Annotated in this window: 20 protein-coding genes and 1 pseudogene; 20 read left to right on the top strand and 1 reads right to left on the bottom strand. The window is 32.0% G+C overall.

Features of this window, described 5'->3' with window-relative positions; translation table 11 throughout:
- Window positions 1-44 precede the first annotated feature (44 nt).
- The 4 genes and pseudogenes from moaA to TICRE_RS01180 all read left to right on the top strand — a co-directional run bounded on the left by moaA (window position 45) and on the right by TICRE_RS01180 (window position 2,361).
- Window positions 45-1,001 carry a GTP 3',8-cyclase MoaA gene (moaA, locus tag TICRE_RS01190; RefSeq protein WP_075724300.1) on the top strand — a complete coding sequence of 319 codons (957 nt, stop codon included), beginning with the start codon at window positions 45-47 and terminating at the stop codon, window positions 999-1,001.
- 3 nt (window positions 1,002-1,004) lie between these two features.
- Window positions 1,005-1,457: pseudogene (gene moaC, locus TICRE_RS13575) on the top strand (cyclic pyranopterin monophosphate synthase MoaC); the annotation flags it as partial.
- A 3-nt stretch (window positions 1,458-1,460) separates the two neighbouring features.
- Complete coding sequence (locus TICRE_RS13570; protein ID WP_233120119.1) at window positions 1,461-1,904, top strand: MOSC domain-containing protein; 444 nt, start codon at window positions 1,461-1,463, stop codon at window positions 1,902-1,904.
- A 1-nt stretch (window position 1,905) separates the two neighbouring features.
- Window positions 1,906-2,361: an MOSC domain-containing protein gene (locus TICRE_RS01180; protein WP_075724296.1), complete on the top strand. Its 456-nt coding sequence runs from the start codon at window positions 1,906-1,908 to the stop codon at window positions 2,359-2,361.
- A 37-nt stretch (window positions 2,362-2,398) separates the two neighbouring features.
- Here TICRE_RS01180 and TICRE_RS01175 read toward each other — a convergent pair whose 3' ends face one another.
- Entirely contained in the window at window positions 2,399-4,162 is a 1,764-nt protein-coding gene (locus tag TICRE_RS01175; protein ID WP_075724294.1) for a M3 family oligoendopeptidase, read from the bottom strand.
- A 183-nt stretch (window positions 4,163-4,345) separates the two neighbouring features.
- On the opposite strand from TICRE_RS01175, the gene TICRE_RS01170 reads away from it, so the two are divergent.
- From TICRE_RS01170 to pyrE, 16 genes are all read left to right on the top strand, one after another.
- Window positions 4,346-5,986, top strand: a complete 1,641-nt coding sequence (locus TICRE_RS01170) for a DEAD/DEAH box helicase (RefSeq protein WP_075724292.1) — start codon at window positions 4,346-4,348, stop codon at window positions 5,984-5,986.
- Between the two features lie 157 nt (window positions 5,987-6,143).
- On the top strand, window positions 6,144-7,394 hold the full coding sequence (locus TICRE_RS01165; protein ID WP_075724290.1) for a Glu/Leu/Phe/Val family dehydrogenase: 1,251 nt from the start codon (window positions 6,144-6,146) through the stop codon (window positions 7,392-7,394).
- A gap of 119 nt (window positions 7,395-7,513) precedes the next feature.
- Window positions 7,514-8,533 (top strand): threonine aldolase family protein, encoded by a 1,020-nt coding sequence (locus tag TICRE_RS01160; protein ID WP_084191694.1) that lies wholly within the window; start codon window positions 7,514-7,516, stop codon window positions 8,531-8,533.
- 34 nt (window positions 8,534-8,567) lie between these two features.
- Complete coding sequence (locus tag TICRE_RS01155) at window positions 8,568-8,783, top strand: heavy-metal-associated domain-containing protein (protein ID WP_075724286.1); 216 nt, start codon at window positions 8,568-8,570, stop codon at window positions 8,781-8,783.
- 65 nt (window positions 8,784-8,848) lie between these two features.
- Window positions 8,849-9,529 carry a Crp/Fnr family transcriptional regulator gene (locus TICRE_RS01150; RefSeq protein WP_075724284.1) on the top strand — a complete coding sequence of 227 codons (681 nt, stop codon included), beginning with the start codon at window positions 8,849-8,851 and terminating at the stop codon, window positions 9,527-9,529.
- Between the two features lie 15 nt (window positions 9,530-9,544).
- A complete protein-coding gene (locus TICRE_RS01145; RefSeq protein WP_075724282.1) occupies window positions 9,545-10,099 on the top strand; it encodes a hemerythrin domain-containing protein in 555 nt (184 codons plus the stop codon).
- A gap of 69 nt (window positions 10,100-10,168) precedes the next feature.
- Entirely contained in the window at window positions 10,169-11,359 is a 1,191-nt protein-coding gene (locus TICRE_RS01140) for an anaerobic nitric oxide reductase flavorubredoxin (RefSeq protein ID WP_075724280.1), read from the top strand.
- A gap of 110 nt (window positions 11,360-11,469) precedes the next feature.
- Window positions 11,470-12,264: a glutamate racemase gene (gene murI / locus TICRE_RS01135; protein ID WP_075724278.1), complete on the top strand. Its 795-nt coding sequence runs from the start codon at window positions 11,470-11,472 to the stop codon at window positions 12,262-12,264.
- Between the two features lie 293 nt (window positions 12,265-12,557).
- The gene (locus TICRE_RS01130; protein WP_233120116.1) at window positions 12,558-13,676 is read left to right on the top strand and encodes a LysM peptidoglycan-binding domain-containing protein; all 1,119 of its coding nucleotides are present in this window, start codon (window positions 12,558-12,560) and stop codon (window positions 13,674-13,676) included.
- A 135-nt stretch (window positions 13,677-13,811) separates the two neighbouring features.
- Complete coding sequence (locus TICRE_RS01125) at window positions 13,812-18,047, top strand: 2-hydroxyacyl-CoA dehydratase (protein WP_075724274.1); 4,236 nt, start codon at window positions 13,812-13,814, stop codon at window positions 18,045-18,047.
- A 178-nt stretch (window positions 18,048-18,225) separates the two neighbouring features.
- On the top strand, window positions 18,226-19,140 hold the full coding sequence (pyrB, locus tag TICRE_RS01120) for an aspartate carbamoyltransferase (RefSeq protein ID WP_075724272.1): 915 nt from the start codon (window positions 18,226-18,228) through the stop codon (window positions 19,138-19,140).
- On the top strand, window positions 19,141-19,569 hold the full coding sequence (locus TICRE_RS01115) for an aspartate carbamoyltransferase regulatory subunit (RefSeq protein WP_075724270.1): 429 nt from the start codon (window positions 19,141-19,143) through the stop codon (window positions 19,567-19,569). It begins immediately after the preceding gene.
- Window positions 19,570-19,572: 3 nt separating this feature from the next.
- A complete protein-coding gene (gene pyrF, locus TICRE_RS01110; protein ID WP_075724268.1) occupies window positions 19,573-20,436 on the top strand; it encodes an orotidine-5'-phosphate decarboxylase in 864 nt (287 codons plus the stop codon).
- Window positions 20,420-21,160, top strand: coding sequence for a dihydroorotate dehydrogenase electron transfer subunit (locus tag TICRE_RS01105; protein WP_075724266.1), 741 nt, complete (start codon window positions 20,420-20,422; stop codon window positions 21,158-21,160). Before pyrF ends, TICRE_RS01105 begins: the two co-directional genes overlap by 17 nt.
- Entirely contained in the window at window positions 21,153-22,073 is a 921-nt protein-coding gene (locus tag TICRE_RS01100; RefSeq protein WP_075724264.1) for a dihydroorotate dehydrogenase, read from the top strand. Before TICRE_RS01105 ends, TICRE_RS01100 begins: the two co-directional genes overlap by 8 nt.
- A complete protein-coding gene (pyrE, locus tag TICRE_RS01095) occupies window positions 22,067-22,627 on the top strand; it encodes an orotate phosphoribosyltransferase (protein WP_075724262.1) in 561 nt (186 codons plus the stop codon). Before TICRE_RS01100 ends, pyrE begins: the two co-directional genes overlap by 7 nt.
- The last annotated feature ends 7 nt before the right edge of the window (window positions 22,628-22,634 follow it).

Below are 22,634 nucleotides of genomic sequence, written 5' to 3'. Positions count from 1 at the left end.
AAGAGTTATAATATAATGATATATAATAGAAAAAGGTGATAATATTGAAAGATTCTTTTGGAAGAGAGATAAATTATCTAAGGGTTTCACTTACTGATAGATGCAATTTAAGATGCAAATATTGTATGCCCCAAGATGGTATAGATAAATTTACTCATGATGATATGTTGAGTTTAGAAGAAATATATGAAATAATAAAAAGCTTTGTATCCCTTGGTGTAGATAAGATAAGGTTTACTGGGGGTGAACCCCTTGCAAGAAAGGGTATAGTAGAACTTATATCGAAAGTTTCAAAATTAGATGGGATAAAAGATATCGCCATGACTACCAATGGAATACTTTTAAAAAAATTTGCTAAGGATTTAAAACAGGCAGGCCTTCACAGAATAAATGTAAGCCTTGATACTTTAGATCCTCATAAATATAAAGAGATAACTCGCGGAGGAAGATTAGAAGATTTTCTATCTGGAATAGAAGAGGCAAAGAGAGTAGGTCTTACACCTATAAAGATAAACACAGTTCTTATTGGTGGATTTAATGATTGTGAAATAGAAACTCTAGTAAATTTAACTCTTGATGAAAAAATAGATGTAAGATTTATTGAGCTCATGCCAATAGGTGAAGCTTCAGCTTGGGCTAAGGACAAGTTTATTTCTAATGATATAATATTGGAAAAGGTTAAGACTTTAATTCCAATAGAAAGAGAAGACCCTTCTTCACCAGCGGTTTACTATAAACTTCCAAATGCCTTGGGTAAAGTCGGTATAATAAATCCTATATCTTGTAAGTTTTGTGATAACTGCAATAGAGTAAGACTTACATCTGAGGGTTTATTAAAACTTTGTCTTCATTCCAATAAAGAGATAGATTTAAAAAAAGCATTAAGGGATGGAGAAGATTTAAAAAGCTTTATATTGAAATCAGTCTTAAAAAAGGAAGAATCTCATCATTTAGAGGATGGAGAATTTTTAGATAAAAACATGAATCAAATAGGGGGTTAGAAGATGGAATTTACTCACTTTAATGATAAAGGTAGAGCATATATGGTAGAGGTAGGGGAAAAGGAAATAACTAAAAGAGTAGCAAAGGCAGAGGGAATCATTCTCTTATCGGACAAAATCCTTTCTATGATAAAAGAAGGAAAGATGAAAAAGGGAGATGTGCTTTCTGTGGCTCAAGTTGCTGGAATTATGGCAGCTAAAAAGACCAGTGAAATCATTCCAATGTGTCACAATATATTTTTAACTGGAGTAGATATAGATTTTGAAATCTTGCATAATGGTGTAAAGGTAATGGCAGTGGTGAAAACTGAAGGTAAAACTGGAGTTGAAATGGAGGCTTTAACAGCGGTTACTACAAGCTTACTTACTATATACGATATGTGTAAAGCGGTGGATAAGGAGATGGAGATAGTGGATGTAAAACTTTTGGAAAAAAAGGGTGGAAAATCAGGAGAATATATGAGAAAATCAAAAGGCAAGGTAATATCAGTAAATATTTCACAGGAAAAAGGAGTGGTAAAACACCCATTAGAAGAAGGAACATTTTTAGAAGATTTTGGACTAGAAGGAGATGCACACGCAGGGAATTGGCATAGACAGGTAAGTTTACTTGCCTTAGAGAGTTTTCAAAAGATGAAAGAATTAGGAGTAGAGGGACTGGTACCTGGAATATTTGCAGAAAATATAACGACAGAAGGTATAGAACTTTTCACTCTACCTGTAGGAACGCGTTTAAAAATAGGTGAAACAATTCAAGAGGTAACTCAGATAGGAAAAGAGTGTCACAGTGGATGCGAAATAGCTAAAAAAGTTGGAAAATGTGTGATGCCAAAAGAGGGAATATTTACAAAGATAATAGTTCCTGGAAAAATAAAGGAGGGTGACTCCATCGAGGTGATTTGATTTGAAAGTTGTAGCACTTAAATTGAAGGATGAAGATGGTCATATTGATTACTTAAGACAAGCTATAATAGACAAAGAACTGGGTATGATTGGGGAATTTCCTAAAAGAGAAAAGAACAGACAAATCTCTATATTAAGTGAAAGAATAAGAAATTTAATAGATGAAGAAGAATTTGAGGGACTTTGTTTATTTAGATTTTATGAAAATATTACTATTAAAGATTTAGAAGTTAAAAACATAGAAATAGGTCAAAGACTTCAAATAGGTGAAACAGTTCAAGAAGTAACAGCTATTGGAAAGAGATGCTTTAAAGAATGCAAATTAATTCAATCTGGGGAAACTTGTAATCTATTTATGAATGTAATATTCACTAAGATAATAAAAAGTGGATTTGTAAAGATAGATGACAAAGTCGTAAGTCTACCTAGTACTGATCGCTTTATTTCAAATAAGTAAAAAAATAAGAAGCTACCTATATAGGTAGCTTCTTATTTTAAGCTAGGCTTATAAACTTTTCTATATCACTTTCTATAAGTTTTAGTGAGTTTCTAAAGAACTCTGGATTGTGTATATCTATATTCATTCTAAGGGCTACATCTCTTATATTGTTTTTACCTGTAGCATTTAATAGTGCATCATATTCTTTTACAAATTCATCTCCGCGTTTTAAATATTCTGCATATAATCCTTTAGAGAAAAGTAGTCCAAAGGCATATGGAAAGTTATAGAAGTTAAGGCTAGCAGAATAGTAATGCGGTTTATTTATCCACATATAAGGATGAAGTAGAGAATGATCTAATCCATCTCCATATGCCTTTTTCTGAGCTTCCATCATTGTTTCCTTTAATTCAGTTACAGATAGAGGGTGACTCTCTCTTGCTGCAAATAACATGCTTTCAAATACAAACCTACTATAGATATCAACTATAACCTGTGCTGCATCTGATATAGAGCTTTCAAGAATGCTTAAAGCTTCTTCTTTACTTATATTTTCAAGAGCTGCATTTACAACTATTGTCTCACAAAATATCGAAGCTGTTTCAGCTATAGGCATAGGATAACTACTATTTAGTATGGATTCGTCCATAAGAGTTGAGCCGTGATAAGCGTGACCTAGTTCGTGTGCTAGAGTTGTCATATTGGAAAAACTTCCATCGAAATTTGAAAGAATACGACTTTCACCTATTGGATGAAGATTGGAACAAAATGCCCCTCCTCTTTTTCCTTCTCTAGGTTCTACATCTAGCCAATTTTTATCATAAGCTTCTTGCACAAAAGATCCAAGTTTTTCGCTAAATTTATTAAAGTTTTTTACTATATAGTTAATTGCCTCATCATAGGTAAACCTCATATCAACTTCTCCTATAGGAGCAAAGATACCATAGAAGGGAAGCCCATCTCTATGACCTAAAATTTCAGCTTTTTTCTTAAAGTATTTATGAAAGACTGGTAGAAATTCTTCCATAGCATCGATCATAGCATCGAGAGTTTTTTTATCCATTCTAGATTTTACTAAAGTCTCATCCAATGGTGATTGAAATCCTCTAAGCTTTGATACTGTTATAACTTCTCCTTTTATACCATTTAGAGCAGCAGCAGAAGACTCTTCTATCTTTTTATAAGCTTTAATTTCTGCATAGTATGCTAATTTTCTCACCTGGGAGTCTTTACTATAAGCTAAATTTCTAACTACAGAAAGAGGTAATTTTTTTTCTTCTTCATCTATTACTATATCCACAAGGAGTTTTGAAGAAAGTTGGTTTTGAAGGTTTCCCCAAGCGTTAGAGCCTGTGTTTTTCATCTTGGATATAAGGATTTCTTCTTTTTCACTTAGAAGATACTTTGTATCTTCTTTCATATCTTTTAATATAAATCTATGCTCTTTTAAAAGCTCAGACTCATTTATAAGTTCATCTAAATTATTGACTTCTTTTAAAAAGTTTTTAAAATCTACTTCTGGCTTGGTAAGATTAGTATAAACAAGGGACAATTTGTCCATTTCTTGTATAGCTTTTTCATCTCTTGCATCCACGCTAGATGAAAGAGATGCAAAACCTCTAAGCTTTATAAATGTAGTAAGGATTTCTTCAGAGAACTTTATATAGTCTTCAAGCAAAACTATCTTATCTCCATCTAGGTTTAATTCGTTTTCAGCCCAATCTGTAAAACCTTCAATTAATTTTTCTAATCTTTCAAAATCATTTTTATACTCTTCTGATTCAAAATCAGAGTAAAGTTCATCTAAACTCCATCTCATATTTTAACACCTCTCAGTTATTTAGCTTCGGAAATTATTATACCATAAAATCATCCAATTAAGAATAATATGTGCTTTTAAGGGGAAAATATACTAATTATATTGTCTATGTTTTAAAATCACTTGCAATAAGTATATTTTAAGTATATAATTTATAAGTTATATACAATAAGGAGGAACGGAATGTCAAAATTAAAATTTAACGAAATAGACCTAACCGAAGAAATGCAAAGAAGTGTTTCTGAAATGGGATTTGAAGAAATGTCTCCAATCCAAGAAAAGGCTATTCCTGTCGTATTAAGTGGTAAGGATATTATAGGGCAAGCACAAACAGGTACAGGTAAAACTGCAGCCTTTGGTATACCAATATTAGAGATGGTAGATAGTAAGGATAGATCTGTACAAGCGCTTGTTCTATGTCCTACTAGAGAGCTTTGCATTCAAGTTGCAGAAGAGATGAAAAAGCTTGGAAAGTTTAAAAGAGGAATTGAAGTAATACCAGTTTATGGTGGTCAGCCAATAGATAGACAAATTAGAGCATTAAAAAAAGGTGTTCAGATAATAGTTGGAACTCCAGGAAGGCTTATAGACCATATAAGAAGAAAAACTGTAAAAGTTGATAATGTAAAATTTATGGTATTAGATGAAGCAGATGAAATGTTTGATATGGGTTTTAGAGACGATATAGCACTTGTAATGGATAAACTTCATGAAGATAGGCAAACTATATTTTTCTCAGCTACTATGCCAAAGGACATAATAAACTTTGCATCTAAATATCAAAAGAATCCTGAAATAATAAAGGTAACTCATAAAGAACTTATAATACCTCAGATAGAGCAATTCTACTATGAAGTAAAAGAGCATATGAAAACTGAGATTTTAAGTAGGGCTATAGACATATATAATCCTAAACTATCTATAGTATTCTGTAATACTAAGAGAAAAGTAGATGCATTAAATGAAGAACTTTCAGCTAGAGGATACCTTGTAGATGGACTTCATGGAGATTTAAAACAAAATCAAAGAGACACTGTAATGAATAAGTTTAGAAGAGGTTCTATAGATATACTTGTGGCTACAGATGTTGCAGCTAGGGGTCTTGATGTAGATGATATAGACCTTGTTATAAACTATGATATACCTCAAGATGAAGAATACTATGTTCATAGAATAGGTAGAACTGCAAGAGCAGGTAGAGAAGGTGTGGCAATAAGCTTTGTAACAAATAGAGATAATAATAAACTAAGAAATATACAAAGATATGCAAATATAAAGATAAAAAGAAAAGATGTACCTACATTAAAAGATATGGAAGAAACTTATACAACTACTATGCTAGATAAGATTAAAGAAGGTATAGAAGATGAAGATTTAAATAAATATAAAAAGACTATAGATGGACTTATAGAAGAAGGTCTTACTTCTGTAGATATAGCGTCAGTTCTTTTAAAGTTTTATATGGGTTCTGATAAATCAAACAAACATCAAGAGTTAGACATGGTAGACTTTGGGAAAAAATCTCAAGGATCAAGCTCTAAATCACAATCTCAATCACATTCAAGCAGAAAATCAGGAGATATGAAAAGAATTCATATTGGTATTGGAAACAGAAAAGGCGTAAGACCAAGACATATACTAGCAGCTATTACTCAAACAGCCGGTGTAGATAAAGGTGCTATAGGTAAAATAGATGTATACGATAAGTTTTCGTTTGTAGAAGTAGATAAAAACGAGGCTAGAAAAGTTATAGATTCATTAAATAATGAAGAGATCAAGGGAACTCGCGTAAGAGTAGAAATAGCAAACCCTAGAAGAAAATAGATGTAAAAAACTTGCGATCAACTTGGATTGTGAGTTTTTTTATGTTTAATGATGAAAACTTATCTAATTTATATATAGTAAAGAAAAAAATTTTCTATTCTACTAAAAAATAGTATATAATAATCATATCTATATAATTCAAATCAGGGGTGATTTTATGAGTAAGGAAAATTTAAGTCCGCTTAGAGCAGCTCAGGAACAAATCAAAATAGCTTGTGATGCACTAGGTTTAAAACAAAGTGTTTATGAATTATTAAAAGAACCACAAAGAGTTATAGAAATTTCAATTCCAGTAAAGATGGATGATGGAACTGTGAAGGTGTTTAAAGGTTACAGATCTCTTCACAATAATGCAGTGGGTCCTGGAAAAGGTGGAGTTAGGTTTCATGAAAATGTTGATTTAGAAGAGGTAAAGGCACTTTCAATTTGGATGACTTTTAAATGCGGTATAACAGGTATTCCCTACGGGGGAGCTAAAGGAGGAATTACAGTAAATCCAAAGGATTTATCAAATGGTGAACTCGAAAGACTAGCAAGAGGATATATAAGAGGTCTTCATAAGTACTTAGGAGAAAAGATAGATATACCAGCACCAGATGTAAATACGAATGGTCAGATAATGGCTTGGATGGTAGATGAATATATAAAACTTACTGGAAATCATGAACTAGGTGTAATAACTGGAAAACCATTAGAATTTGGTGGCTCAAAGGGAAGAAATGAAGCTACAGGTTTTGGAGTAGCACTAGTTGTAAGAGAATCATGTAAAAAACTTGGGCTAGATATTAAAGGACTAAGTGTAGGGGTTCAAGGTTTTGGAAATGTTGGAAGCTTTACAGTAAAGCATTTAGAAAACTTAGGTGCTAAAGTAGTAGCTATAGGACTTAGAGAAAATGCTATTTATTGTGAAGAAGGATTTAAATATGAGGATTTAAAAAATCATTTAAATATAAATAAAGACTTAATAGATTTTAAAGATGCTAAACTTATATCTCTAGAAGATTTTTGGTCTTTAGATGTAGAGGTATTAATTCCTGCTGCAATAGAAAATGCAATAACAGAAAAAAATGTAAATCTTATAAACTCTAAAATAATAGCAGAAGCTGCAAATGGACCTATAACTCCAAAAGCAAATAAGGTTTTAGAAGAAAAAGGTATCTTGGTTGCTCCAGATATACTTGCCAATTCAGGAGGTGTTACTGTTTCATACTTTGAATGGGTACAAAACTTATACGGCTATTATTGGTGTGAGGAAGAGGTAATAGAAAGACAAGAAAAAGCCATGGTAGATGCATTTGAAAATATTTGGAAAATAAAAGAAGAGTATGGAGTAAATTTAAGAAAAGCTGCCTATATGTTTAGTGTTAAAAAAGTAGCAGAAGTGATGAAGCTTAGAGGATGGTATTAAAAAAGTAGGAGCTAGCTCCTACTTTTTTCTTTATATATCAATCTTTTATTCTTACAAATACTTCCAATATAAATATGGTATAATTAATATATGTTTAAAAACTTACTAGAGGTGATATGATGAAAATGTTTAAATCAGACAATGTATCAGGGGTACACCCCAAAATATTAAATGCAATACAAGAAGCAAATATAGGACATGAAAGTCCTTATGGAGCGGACACCTATAGCAAAAGAGCTATAGATATTATAAAAGATTTATTCCAAAAAGATGTAGATGTATACTTTACGCTACTTGGAACTGCGGCAAATGTAATAGGATTAAGTGGTATTTTAAGACCGTTTGAAGCGGTTATATGTACTGAAACAGCACATATAAATACAGATGAGTGTGGAACATTTGAAAATTTTAGTGGATCTAAAATACTCTACACTCCTGAAGATGATGGAAAGTTAAAGATAGAAAATATAAAGAAGTTTTTAACTCATCCAGATGATGAACACAGAGTTCAGCCTAGGATAATCTCTATATCTCAAACTACAGAAACAGGTACTTTATACTCAGTTGAAGAAATAAAAGAAATTGCAGATTTCGCCCATAGCAATAACATGTACCTACATTTAGATGGTGCAAGACTTGCAAATGCTATAATAGCCTTAGATTCTTCTTTTAAAGAGATGATAGCTGATACAGGAGTAGATCTTTTATCTTTTGGTGGAACTAAAAATGGAATGATGATAGGAGAAGCCATAGTTTCATTTAATAAAGAAATAAGTAAAAACTTCAAATACTATAGAAAACAAGGTATGCAGCTATTATCCAAGATGAGGTTTGTCTCTTGTCAGTTTATTCCATACTTAGAAGATGGGGTATGGAGAGAATGTGCAACAAATGCAAATGAAATGGGATCATATTTAAAGGAAAGATTAAGAGAATGTAAAAGTGTAAAGGTACAAGAAGGATTTAAAACCAATATGATATTTGCAAATATGGATAAAAAAATCATGGATAATTTGCAAGATGAATTTGGTTTTTATATAATAGATGAAAAGACTAATTTAGTTAGACTTGTAACCTCTTTTGATACAGAGAAAGAAGATATAGATAAATTTATAAAAGCTATAAAGGAAATGGAATAAAAAACAAGATAAAAAATAATTGGGGGAATAAGAAATGAAAAATACAACTTATCAATTAAAAAAATTAACTTGTCCAAGCAGTGTGTCCAAGATAGAAGATATGCTTAGAGAAACTAAAGGTATAGACTCAGGTGAAGTTATATTTGACTCCTCAAAAGCAAGAGTATATTTTGACGAAAAGGTCATAACATCAAAGGAAATAGAAGAAAAAATTATAGCATTAGGTTTTGGAGTCTGGGGAGAGGTATAAACTTGAATAGGTAAAGAAATATTGGTTTTAATTGTAGCTATTTGGTTATAATAGGAGGAGGTTTTATGAGTTGTACTTGTAATTCAAATGAAGAAAAATCTTGTATAGAAAAAGTCCCTATATTTAGTAATCTAGATAAATCAGAGATGAATGAAGTTTCATCTATCATAAGTCATAGAGAGTTTAAAAAGAATGAACTTATCTATATGGCAGGAGAAAAAAGTGGAAACCTTTATGTTATAAACAGTGGCAAGGTTAAGATCACAAGAATATCTAGTTCAGGAAAAGAACAAGTTATTAGGATATTAGAATCTGGTGAATTTATGGGTGAACTATCTATATTTAAATCATCTCCATTAATGGATAATGCAGAAGCCTTAGACGATACAAAGATGTGCATTATAGCTGAAAAAGATTTAAAAGATCTACTGAAAAAATATCCCCTTATATCTTTTAAAATAATGGAAGAGCTAAGTGAAAGACTTGAAAGAGCAGAATCACTAATTGAAAACATAAACCTTAGTTCAGTAGAAAAAAGATTAGCAGATATACTACTAGAACTCGCAGGTGAAGATGGAAAGCTAGACTTAAAGATGAGTAAAAAAGATTTGGCTTCTCAAATAGGTATGAGTAGTGAAACACTAAGCCGAAAACTTTCAACATTTCAAGAACTAGGAATTATAAAACTTATAGGACAAAGAAAGATAAATATATTAAATCGATACGCACTAGAAAAAATTCAGTAAGAAAAGGGTGAAGTCATGCAAACTATAGAAATAATGGTAGAAGAACATGCAAATATAAGAAGAATGTTAAAAGTAGTAAGAAGCTTGTGCTATAAGATTATGACACTTGAAGAATTTGATATAGAAGATATTCCAAAGATAATCGATTTTGTAAGAACTTATGCCGATAAACATCATCATGGGAAAGAAGAAGATATACTATTTAAAACTATGAATGAAAAAATTGAAAGACTTAGAAAAGCAGGCGCAATAACTGGAATGTATATTGAACATGACCTTGGTAGACTTTATATGCAAGATTTAGAGATGGCTGTAAAAGCATATAGTGAGGGAAGTGATGAAGCTAGACTTGATATAATAGCAAATGCTATAGGATATGCAAATCTTTTGGATAGACATATTGAAAAAGAAAATACAGCTATGTATAAATTTGCAGAAAAAATGCTAGATGAAGAATCTAAAAGCTTTATAGAAGAAGAATCTAGAAAACTAGAACAAGAAGCAAGCGATAAAGGCTTACAACAAAAATATATAGACCTATTAGAAACTCTAGAAGATAAATATCTTTAAAGGATATTTATCTTCTAATATGGGTATGTGTTTATATAAAGGTTAATAAAAACACAAGGAGGAGTAATTATGGGTTTTAAAATGACTGATAAAGTAACTTGGGTAGGAAAGATAGATTGGGAACTTAGGAGCTTTCATGGTGAAGAGTATTCTACACATAGAGGCTCGTCATATAATTCCTATTTGATTAAAGATAAGAAAAATGTACTTATTGATACTGCTTGGGCACCTTTTGCTCAGGAGTATGTAGAAAGATTAAAAGAAGAAATAGATTTAAAAGATATAGACTATATAATAGCTCAACACAATGAAATAGACCATAGTGGCGCTCTACCTCTTATAATAAAGGAAATCCCTGATGTGCCAATATATTGTACAGCAAATGGAGAAAAGATTATAAAGGCTCATTTCCACGAAGAAGGATGGAACTTTAAGATAGTAAAAACTGGAGATACACTAGATATTGGTGAGTCTACACTTACATTTGTAGAAGCTAGAATGCTTCACTGGCCAGATAGTATGATGACTTATATGGATGGAGACAATATCTTATTTAGTAATGATGCATTTGGACAGCACTATGCTTCAGATCTAATGTACAATGATACAGTAGACCAATGTGAACTATTTCAAGAAGCTATAAAATACTATGCTAATATACTTACACCTTTTAGTCCTCTTGTTACAAACAAAATAAAAGAAATATTAGCATTTAAGCTTCCTCTAAATATGATAGCTCCAAGTCATGGAGTTATTTGGAGAGATAATCCAGCTCAAATAGTTGAAAAATATTTACAATGGGCTGAGAGTTATCAGGAAAATCAAATTGTTTTAATATATGATACTATGTGGGGAGCAACTAGAAGAATGGCAGAAGCTATAGCAGAGGGAATAAAAGAAGTAGATGATAATGTAAGCGTTAAACTATTTAACGCAGCTAAGACGGATAAAAACGAAATGATAACAGAGCTATTTAAGTCTAAGGCATTTATGTTTGGTTCTTCAACTGTAAATAAAGGTATAATGCATGCCACAGGTGGAATTCTAGAGATGATACGTGGGATTGGATTTAAAAAGAAAAAGACAGCCGCATTTGGATCATATGGTTGGTCTGGTGAATCTGTAAAACTTATAGAAGAAAAACTAAGAGATACAAAACTTGAATTAATAGAAGGAGGACCAAGAGAACTTTGGAATCCTAATATAGAAGCGATAGAAAATTGCAAAGAGTTCGGTAGAGAATTTGTAGCGAAATTATAGACTGAATTTAAGAGAGGATAGTAATACTATCCTCTTTATTTTTTTAGGTTTTTAGCATATAATAGTGAGTATATGTAAAAAACGAAGATGCTTTTAATTTGGAGGACAATATGAAGGACAATAGGAAAATTGGAATAATTGATTCAGGCGTTGGTGGACTTACAGTTGCCAAAGAGTTTAGAAGATTATTACCAAAAGAAAATGTAATATATTTAGGCGACAATAAAAATGTGCCTTATGGAAATAAAAAAGAAGAAGAAATATATTATCTTACTAAAAAGATGATAGATTTTTTAATACAAAGAGATGTAAAGTTAATAGCAGTAGCATGTAATACTATTTCATCTATACTTGATAGACATTTTTTAGACTATACAATTCCCATAGTAAGCATTATAAAACCAGTAACAGATTATGTAGATAAAAAAAGGCTTAAAAGTGTAGGTGTAATGGCTACAAAATTTACTATAGAATCAAAGACTTATGAAAAACTTTTAAATGAAAAAGATAAAAGTTTAACTGTGGTTTCAGAAAGCTGTCCCACTCTTGCTACCATAATAGATAGGGGAGACTATGAATCTAAAGAAATAATGGAAACCATAAATATACATATGGATAATATACTTAGAAAAACAGCAGTAAAAGATATAATCCTTGGATGTACCCATTATCCAATAGTCTTAGAGAAGTTTAAAAAGATCTCCCCAAATATAAACTTCATAAACCCTGCATATGAACAGACTCTATATGTAGATAATATAATAAAAAAATTAGGCATAAGTGGAAGTGAAACAAACTCCACTTTTGAAATCTTCACCACAGGGAAAACGGGTACTTATTTGGATATGATAGATAGTTTATCAATGAAATCGGCAGATAGAATTTATGAAATAAAAGAATTTTAACTGAGATGAAAATTAAATATCTTAAGTAAAGTAAAATGATAAATTATAAAATAAGATTCGTATGTTGCTTTAAATTTACCAGAAGTATTCACTAAGTAAAAAAATTGTTTAAGCATTCCATTGGAGCTTTAGCGGAATTGGATGCTTATTTTTTTACGTGTGACTATACTTCTTAAATTATAAGCTTTACGATCGTTTTTGTAATTTATCATTCTTACCTAGTAAAAGTTTATAATCGTTTAAAATTTTATAAATCCATAGGAACTCTTAATCATCTTTTTGCATAATATATAATGCAGAGAAAAATTGAAGGAAAGGTGATAAATATGAGAGATTATTATGGAGTAGGTGGAAATTGTCCAGAGGTAAAGTGTCCCGCAGGAAGTTTTCCATATGTAATAAAGTCAGGAGATACATTATACAAATTAGCGATAACTTATGAAACAACAGTGGAGGCTATAATAAAGATAAACCCTGGAATAAATCCAAATAACTTACAAATAGGTCAAAGAATTTGTATACCAGGTAAAACTCCTCAGAAATGTCCAATGGGAACATTTGCGTACACAATAAAGCAGGGGGACACTATATATAATTTAGATAAAAAGTATAATACAACAGTAGAAGCAATCCTTATGGTAAACCCAGGAATCAACCCTGATAACTTACAAATAGGTCAGATAATTTGTATACCAGGTGAAACTCCTCAGAAATGTCCAATGGGAACATTTGCGTACACAATAAAACAGGGAGACACTATATATAAATTAGCTAAAGCGTATAATACAACAGTAGAAGCTATTCTTATGGTAAACCCAGGAATTAATCCTGATAACTTACAAATAGGGCAAGTAATATGTATACCAAGTGAAAAACCAGCTCCAGACTGTGATGGAACATACTATGTAGTAAGACCAGGAGATACTCTTTATTCTATAGCACATAAATATGGCATAAGCCTTGCAGAACTTATGGCGGCAAATCCAGGAGTAGATCCGTATAACTTAATGGTAGGTCAACTCATCTGTATCCCAGAAAAAGAAGATTCATGTATCTGTCCTGGAGGAACTGTTCACACAGTTGTGATGGGAGAAACTCTTGCTACTATTCTTTTAAGATATAATATTTCTGTAATGGATTTAATGGCAGGAAATGCAGGAGTAGATTTATATAATCTTAAACCAGGTCAAAAACTATGTATACTTCCCCATGAAGAGAGAGGTTGCCCTTGTCCCATGGGAACAGAATCCTATACTATAATTGCAGATGATGTTAAACCAGGTATGCCTGTAGTAATGGTTATAGCAGAAAAAGTTAATTCAACTGTAGCAAATATAATGATGATAAACTCCAATCTCTCACCAGGAGATTTTATAGTAGGTAAGCAAATATGCGTTCCTAGTATGTGTTAAACGAGTACCCCTCTTGTTTGATACAAAAAACCCTTCGATTATTCGAAGGGTTTTTTTATTAAAGAGTGGATATACTCTCTAGTAATGGTATAATAATGTAGATGAAAAAATGTCAAGTTTAAGGAGGAAAAATCATTGTCAACATTTCATATTGGTTTAGATGTAGGCTCAACTACTGTAAAACTTGTAGTATTAAATAACTCATTTAATATAATGTATAAAAGCTATACAAGGCATTTTTCTGATATAAAAAAGACTATAATAGAAGTTCTTACCGAAGGGTATAGAAGATTTAAAAATGATAGAGTAACTATAATGGTAACAGGTTCTGGGGGACTTTCAGTAAAGGATTGGCTCGATATATCCTTTATTCAAGAAGTTATAGCTTCTACAAAGAGTATACAAACTTTAATTCCAGAAACTGAAGTTGCCATTGAATTAGGTGGAGAAGATGCTAAAATCACTTATTTGAGTGGAAACATAGAACAAAGGATGAACAGTATATGTGCAGGTGGAACTGGAGCATTTATAGACCAAATGGCCTCTCTCCTTGAAACTGATGCTGAAGGTTTAAACACTCTAGCAGCGTCTCATAAAACTGTTTATTCAATTGCATCTAGATGCGGAGTTTTTGCTAAAACTGATATACAAGCCCTTATAAATCAAGGCGCTTTAAAAGAAGATATAGCAGTAAGTGTGCTTCAATCTGTTGTAAACCAAACTATATCAAACTTAGCGTGTGGAAGAGCTATAAAGGGAAAAGTAGCATTTTTAGGAGGACCTCTTCATTTTCTTTTCCAGCTTAGGGAAAGGTTTATTAAGACACTTAATCTATCTGATGATGAAATCATCTATCCAGAAGATCCACAACTCTATGTGGCAATAGGTGCAGCTATAGGATCTGTAAGTGAAACTCCTATAGAATTTAAAACTCTAAAGAATAAACTTCAGACTCCAGAAGAAACAAATACAAAGACAATAAAACAACTAGAACCATTATTTAAGGATGAAAAATCATATGAAGAGTTTAAACATCGTCATCAAATATATAATATAAAGGAATTAGATCCTAAAGAATATACTGGAAGTGTGTACTTAGGAATCGATGCAGGTTCAACCACTACAAAAGCAGTATTAATATCCCAAGAGAATAAAGTTTTATACTCTTATTATGGAAATAACAAGGGTAAACCATTAGATCAATCTATCAGTATAGTAAAAGAAATCTACAAAGAGATGCCTCATCTTCCTATTACATACTCATGTGTTACAGGGTATGGAGAAGACTTTATAAAGGCAGCACTTGGTATAGATGAAGGAGAGGTAGAAACTCTAGCTCACTATAAGGGTGCAAAACTCTTTCAAAAAGATGTAGATTTTATCCTTGATATCGGTGGGCAAGATATGAAATCTATGAAGATTGAAAATGGCGTTATAGATGACATACTTTTAAATGAAGCGTGTTCTTCAGGATGTGGTTCTTTTATTGAAACATTTGCTAAAAATGTAAATATGAGTGTAGGTGAATTTTTAGAATCGGCTTTATTTGCTAAAAATCCAGTTGATTTAGGTTCAAGATGTACTGTGTTTATGAATTCGATGGTAAAACAAGCTCAAAAAGAAGGAGCCACTGTGGGAGATATAGCAGCAGGGCTTTCGTATTCTGTTATAAAAAATGCACTTCAAAAGGTAATAAAGATAAGAGACCCTAAAGAACTAGGAGAAAAAATCGTGGTACAAGGTGGTACTTTTTATGGGGACGCAATTCTTAGGACATTTGAAATTATATCAGGAAGAGAGGCTATAAGACCAAATTTAACTGGACTTATGGGAGCCCTTGGATCAGCTATAATAGCTAAGGAAAGATATAGTGGAAAAGAATCTGGTATTCTAAAGTCGGAACAATTAAATAGTTTAACTTATAAATCTATAAAAGGAAAGTGTGGAAGATGTACAAACAATTGTCAGCTCACTATAAATAAGTTTTCAGATGGAACAAAGTATATAACGGGCAATAGATGTGAAAAAGCTATAGGAATACAAAGCATAGAAGAAGAGCTTCCAAACCTATATGAATATAAATATAGGAGAACATTTGACTATCAGCCACTTCCCTTAGAAAATGCACCCAGGGGAAGAGTGGGTATACCTAGAGTTTTAAACATATTTGAAAACTATCCATTTTGGAGTGAGTTTTTCAAGAACTTAGGATTTAGTGTAGAACTCTCCTGTGAATCAAGTAGAAGAGTATATGAAAAGGGACTAGCTTCTATTCCAAGTGAAACTGCTTGTTATCCTGCTAAGATGGTGCATGGTCATATAATGGATTTGATAGAAAAAGAGCTTGATTTTATATTTTATCCTTCAGTATTCTATGAAAAAAGAGAGAGTAGCCTATCGGATGATCACTTAAATTGTCCGGTAGTTACGGGATATCCAGAGCTTATAAAGACAAATATTGTAGAACTTAAAGAAAAAAACATAAAGTTTTTAAATCCATTTATAACCTTTGATCACAAGAAGAGTTTAGAAAAAGAGCTTTATAATAGTTTTAAAGAGTTTAATATAAGTGAAAAAGAAATAGTAGAATCCATAGAAAAAGGTTTTTTAGAGATGGAAAAGTATAAATTGGATATAAAAAATAAGTCAGAGGAAACTTTAAAATATATAAAAGAACAGGGCATAAAAGGCATTGTACTAGGTGGTAGACCTTATCATATTGATGGAGGTTTAAACCATGGAATTCCAGAACTAATCACATCTCTTGGCATGGCAGTTTTAACTGAAGATAGTGTAGAACATCTAGCAAAATTAGATGAAAAACTAAGGGTTCTAGATCAATGGACATATCATTCTAGACTCTATAGGGCAGCTAAATATGTGAGTGAAAATAAAAACTTAGAGCTGATACAACTTAATTCCTTTGGATGTGGGCTTGACTCAGTGAGTATGGATCAAGTTCAAGAAATACTCTATGCAGCAGGTAAGATATCTACAGGGCTTAGGATAGATGAAATAAGCAATTTAGGAGCCGCAAAGATAAGGGTAAGGTCTTTAAAAGCTGCATTAGAAGAAAAAGATGATAGGGAAGTAGAAAAGAAGTCTTTTGAATATAAGGTAAGACCATTTACTAAAGAAGATAAGAAAAACCATACAATATTGATTCCTCAGATGGCGCCTATTCATTTTAGGCTTATAGAAAAGTCTCTTAAACTTTCAGGATACCGAGCAGTCTTATTGGAGACTTATGGAAATGAAGCTGATGAAGGATTAAAATATGTAAATAATGATGCATGTTATCCATCTATAATTGTAGTAGGACAATTTCTAGCAGCACTTAAATCTGGTAAATATGATTTAGATAATACTTCTCTTATACTTACTCAAACAGGAGGAGTGTGTAGAGCTTCTAATTATGTGGCATTTTTAAGAAAGGCTCTAAAAGAAGCTGGATTTGAAAAGGTACCAGTTATAAGTATAAGTACTCAAGATATAGAAAAAAATCCTGGATTTAAGTTTTCACCAAATATGACTAAGCGATGTATTGTATCCATACTACTTGGAGACCTTTTAACAAGAGTATCCTTGAGAGTTAGACCTTATGAAAAAATTCAAAACTCTACTGATATATTGGTAGAAAAGTGGATGGAAAATATAGAAAAAGAGCTAAAAGTTTTAAATAAAAACAGATTAACAAAGCTTGTAAATGAGATAGTGGAATCCTTTGATAATATTGAGGTCTTAGATATTAAAAAGCCAAAGGTGGCTATTGCTGGTGAAATACTTATAAAATATCATCCAGGAGCAAATAATCAACTTGTAAAGATATTAGAAGAAGAAGGAGCCGAAGTAGTGGTTGGCGATATTACAGACTTTTTATTATATTGTCTATACAATGCAGATTTTAAAAATAAAAACTTGGGTAAAAGTTATAAAGCTAAGGTATTTGGCGATTTGGGTATAAAATATATTGAGCACTATAGGGAACCTATCAGAAAAGCACTAGATAAGAGCAATAGATTTACATCGCCTATAACAATACAAGAAATAGGAAAAAAAGCTGAAGAACTTATTTCTTTAGGCAATCAATCTGGAGAAGGATGGCTTCTTACAGGAGAGATGATAGAGCTTGTATCTGAAGGAGTAGAAAACATAATATGCGTTCAACCCTTTGGATGTCTTCCAAATCATATAACTGGTAAGGGTATGATCAAGGGAATAAGGGATATATATCCAAATGCAAATATAGCTCCTATAGACTATGACCCAGGTGCAAGTGTTGTAAATCAAATAAATAGAATAAAGCTTATGCTTTCAACAGCTAAGGAAAATATAGAAAAAGATGTAAAGACCCAAACAATAGCAAAATAAGCTTAAAATTTATTGACAAGCAGATAAGATTATGATAGTTTTATATAGATAACCTTTAAACTAAACCGAGAGTTTAGAAAGGAGCGCGTAAACCTAGAGCATATCTATGCCTTCCTTTAAAGGAAGGCATTTTTTACGAAATCCTTTAAATTATATCGCAAATAAGAGGAGGAAAAAAATGAGACACTTAATAGACTCTATGGATTTATCCCTAGAAGAATTAGAAGAACTATTCGTACTGACAAGAGATATTATTGAAAATGAAAACAAATATAGAGATGTTTGTAAAAACAAACTGATGGGTACACTTTTCTATGAACCAAGCACTAGAACTAGATTTAGTTTTGAAGCTGCTATGTTAAAACTTGGAGGTCAAATAATTGGATTTTCAGAAGTAGGTTCAAGTTCAGTTTCAAAAGGAGAAAGTATACCAGATACTATTCGTACAGTTGGTTGTTATGCAGACCTTATCGTAATGAGACATCCTAAAGAAGGAGCTCCCAAATATGCATCATTTAAATCAGAAGTTCCCATCATAAATGCTGGAGATGGAGGACATCAACATCCCACTCAAACACTTACAGATCTTTTGACTATTAGAGAAATAAAAGGCAAAATTGAGGATCAAACCATTGGACTATGTGGAGATTTAAAATTTGGTCGTACAGTTCATTCTCTTATAAAGTCCATATCAAGGTATAAAGGAATAAAATTTGTTTTAATCTCACCTCCAGAACTTAAAATACCACAATATATAAGAAAAGAAGTACTTATAAAGAACAATATACCATTTGTAGAAGTTGAAACTATAGAAGAATCTATAGATTCTCTTGACATACTTTATATGACAAGAGTACAAAAAGAAAGATTCTTTAACGAGGCAGATTATCTTAGACTTAAAGACACATATATACTTGATAAAGCAAAGCTAGAAAGTGCAAAACAAGATTTAGCAATTCTTCACCCACTTCCAAGGGTAAATGAAATAAGTCCAGAAGTAGATGATGATCCAAGAGCTGCATATTTTAAGCAGGCAAAATATGGAATGTATATAAGAATGGCTCTAATAATTAAAATGATGGAGGCGATATAAATGCTTTATATAGATAGTATTTCAAAAGGAATAGTAATAGATCATATAACTCCAGGACTTGGCTTTAGAATATTTGAGTATCTGAAATTAGATAAATCCGACTTTACTGTGGCACTGATTATAAATGCACCAAGTAAAAAGGAAGGAAGAAAAGATGTACTAAAGATTGAAAACAATATAGATTTAGACTTAAGGGTTCTTGGCGTTATAGATCCAACAGTTACGGTAAACATTATAAGAGATGAAAAGATTGTAGAAAAGATAAAGATCTCACCACCAGAAAGTGTTGAAGATGTAATGAAATGTAAAAACCCAAGATGTGTTACATCTACAGAAAAAGGCGTCATTCAAAAGTTTAGCCTTTTAGATAAGGAAGAACTCAGCTATAAATGTGATTATTGCGATAATATATATAATTGGGAGGTTTAAACTTTGATTATAGATAGATTGTATAATACAGTAGAAGAAAAAGGAAATATATGTTTAGGACTAGATAGTAGACTTGAGTTTATACCGGAAGGCTTAAAAGAAAAATATAGAGATATAAGCAAGATAATATTTCAGTTTAATAAAAAAATAATAGATGAGACACGAGATATAGTGACAATCTATAAGCCTCAAATAGCTTATTATGAAGCATATGGTATAGAAGGACTTATTGCTTATAAAAATACATTAAAATATATAAAAGAAATCGGCGCTCTTTCTATAGGGGACATCAAAAGAGGAGATATCGCATCTACCGCCGAAATGTATGGAAAGGCTCATTTAGATGGAGAATTTGAAGCAGACTTTATAACTTTAAACCCTTATATGGGAATGGATAGTATCACGCCTTATTTAAAATATATAGAAGAAGGTGATAAAGGAATATTTGTCTTAGTTAGAACTTCTAATCCAGGAGCTAAAGATTTTGAATACCTAGATGTATCTGGAGAACCTCTATACTATAGCGTAGGGGACAAGCTACAAGAACTCGCTTCAAAATATAAGGGAGCTTCAGGTTATAGTCCTATTGGTATGGTTGTAGGGGGAACTCACACGGATGAGGCAACAGAAATTAGAAACAGATATAAGGATATGTTCTTTTTGATCCCTGGTTATGGTGCTCAAGGGGCTAAAGGTGAAGATGTTAATCTTTATTTAAATGATGGGAACGGTGGAGTTGTAAATTCATCTAGAGGAATTATAACTAATTATAAAAAATATGAAGATGGTGAAGAAAACTTCCACAAATATGCAAGAGAGGCAGTTTTAAAAATGAAGGAGGATCTTTTAAATGCTAGATGGTTATAAATCGCTTACCATAAAATCTAACACTGAAATTTCTACTAATATTTTTGAAATAAAACTAGAGATGGATTTGGAAAAAGAAATAAAGCCAGGTCAGTTTTTTATGATAAGAGGATGGGAAACTAATGATCCATTTTTACCTAGACCTATAAGTGTAGCAGATGTAGAAGAAAACACTTTAACATTTCTATATGAAGTAAGGGGAAGAGGAACTCATATAGTATCTAAGCTTTGTAAAGGAGATACACTTGATATATTAGGACCTCTTGGAAATGGATTTTCCTTAAAGGGAGCTGGTAAAAAAGCTATAGTATCAGGTGGTATAGGAATAGCTCCTATGGTCTATCTATTGAAAAACTTAGAAGGTGAAATAGACTTTTATGCAGGATTTAGAAGTGAAGTTTACTGGATGGACAAGGTAAAAGAACATTCAAATTTTGTATTTATATCAACTGAAGATGGAAGTGTTTGTCATAAGGGGTTTTGTATTGATGAGTTTGACCCTACAAAATATGATGAAGTTTTAACTTGTGGTCCTATACCTATGATGAAAAGAGTAATAGAACTTTGCAAGGGTATAGTTCCAGTGCAGGTATCTATGGAAAGCAAAATGGCATGTGGAATAGGAGCTTGCCTTGGCTGTACTATAGAAACTCGTGATGGAATGAAAAGAGTATGCAAAGAGGGTCCTATTTTTAAAGGTAGTGAGGTGATCTTTAATGGCTAATGCTAAAGTAAATATATGTGGTATAGACTTTAAAAACCCAGTGATTACAGCCTCTGGTACTTTTGGATTTGGAAGGGAGTATGCAGACTACTTTGATTTATCACGTCTTGGTGGAATTAGTTCTAAAGGGCTTACTTTAAACAAAAAGGATGGAAATAAAGGTATAAGACTTCATGAAACTCCTTCAGGACTTTTAAACTCTATAGGGCTTCAAAATCCTGGAGTAGATGCCTTTATTGAAGAAGAACTCCCATTTATGAAAGAGCAAAACACTGTGATACTTGCAAATGTAGGTGGAGGGAGTTTAGAAGAATATCTAAAGATGATAGAAAAACTAAACTATACAGATATAGATATGATAGAATTAAATATTTCTTGTCCAAATGTAAAATCAGGTGGTATGGCTTTTGGGATAAGATGCGTTGATGCAGAAAGAGTTGTAAAAGAAGTTAAAACTATATGTAAAAAGCCATTGATAGTAAAACTATCTCCAAATGCGGAAAATATAGGAGATATGGCAGAGTCTTGTGTAGAATCTGGTGCAGATGCCCTCTCTCTTGTAAATACTTTTAGTGGCATGGCTATAGATATATATGGAAGAAAGCCAGTATTTGACAATACTATAGCAGGCCTTTCAGGGCCTTGTATAAAACCTATAGCACTTAGGATGGTCTATGAAGTATCTAAAAGAGTAGATGTGCCTATAATAGGAATGGGTGGAATAATGGACTATAAAGATGCTATAGAATTTATAATGGCAGGAGCTGATTTAATTCAAATAGGTAGTGGGAACTTTATAAATCCAACGATAAGTTTAGATATAATAGATGGAATAGAAGATTTTATGGAAAAACAGGGTATAAGAGACTTAAGCGAAATAAAAGGAATAATAGGGAGAGAAAACTTATGTTAATAGATTTATTAAAAGAAACAGAAGCACTTCTTGAGGGGCACTTTTTATTATCTTCAGGAAAACATAGTGATGGATACGTACAATGTGCAAAACTACTAATGCATCCTCAAAAGGCAGAAAAGGCAGTAGAGCTTATAGTAGAAAAGCTCCAAGGGGTAGACTTTGATATAGTAGTAGGTCCTGCAATGGGAGGAGTTATAGTAAGTTATGAACTTGCTAGACAAACAGGTAAGCCCAGTATATTTGTAGAACGTGAAGATGGTGAGATGAAACTTAGAAGAGGTTTTTCTATAGAAAAAGGACAAAAGGTTTTAATTACTGAAGACGTTGTAACTACAGGAAAATCTGCATATGAAGCCATAAAAGTAGTAGAAGAACATGGCGGAGTTGTAGTAGGTATAGCTTCAATTGTAAATAGAAGCACTGGAGATATAAAATATCCACTATATAGTGCGGTAAAGGTAGATTTAAACACTTATGATAAAGAAGATTGTCCAATGTGTAAACAGGGAAGTACTCCTATAAAGCCAGGAAGCAGAAAGATAATCCTTTAATACCATT

Source organism: Tissierella creatinophila DSM 6911 (genome assembly GCF_001940565.1).
In the GTDB taxonomy this organism is placed as follows: domain Bacteria; phylum Bacillota; class Clostridia; order Tissierellales; family Tissierellaceae; genus Tissierella_A; species Tissierella_A creatinophila.
This window is presented reverse-complemented; position numbering and strand designations above follow the sequence as displayed.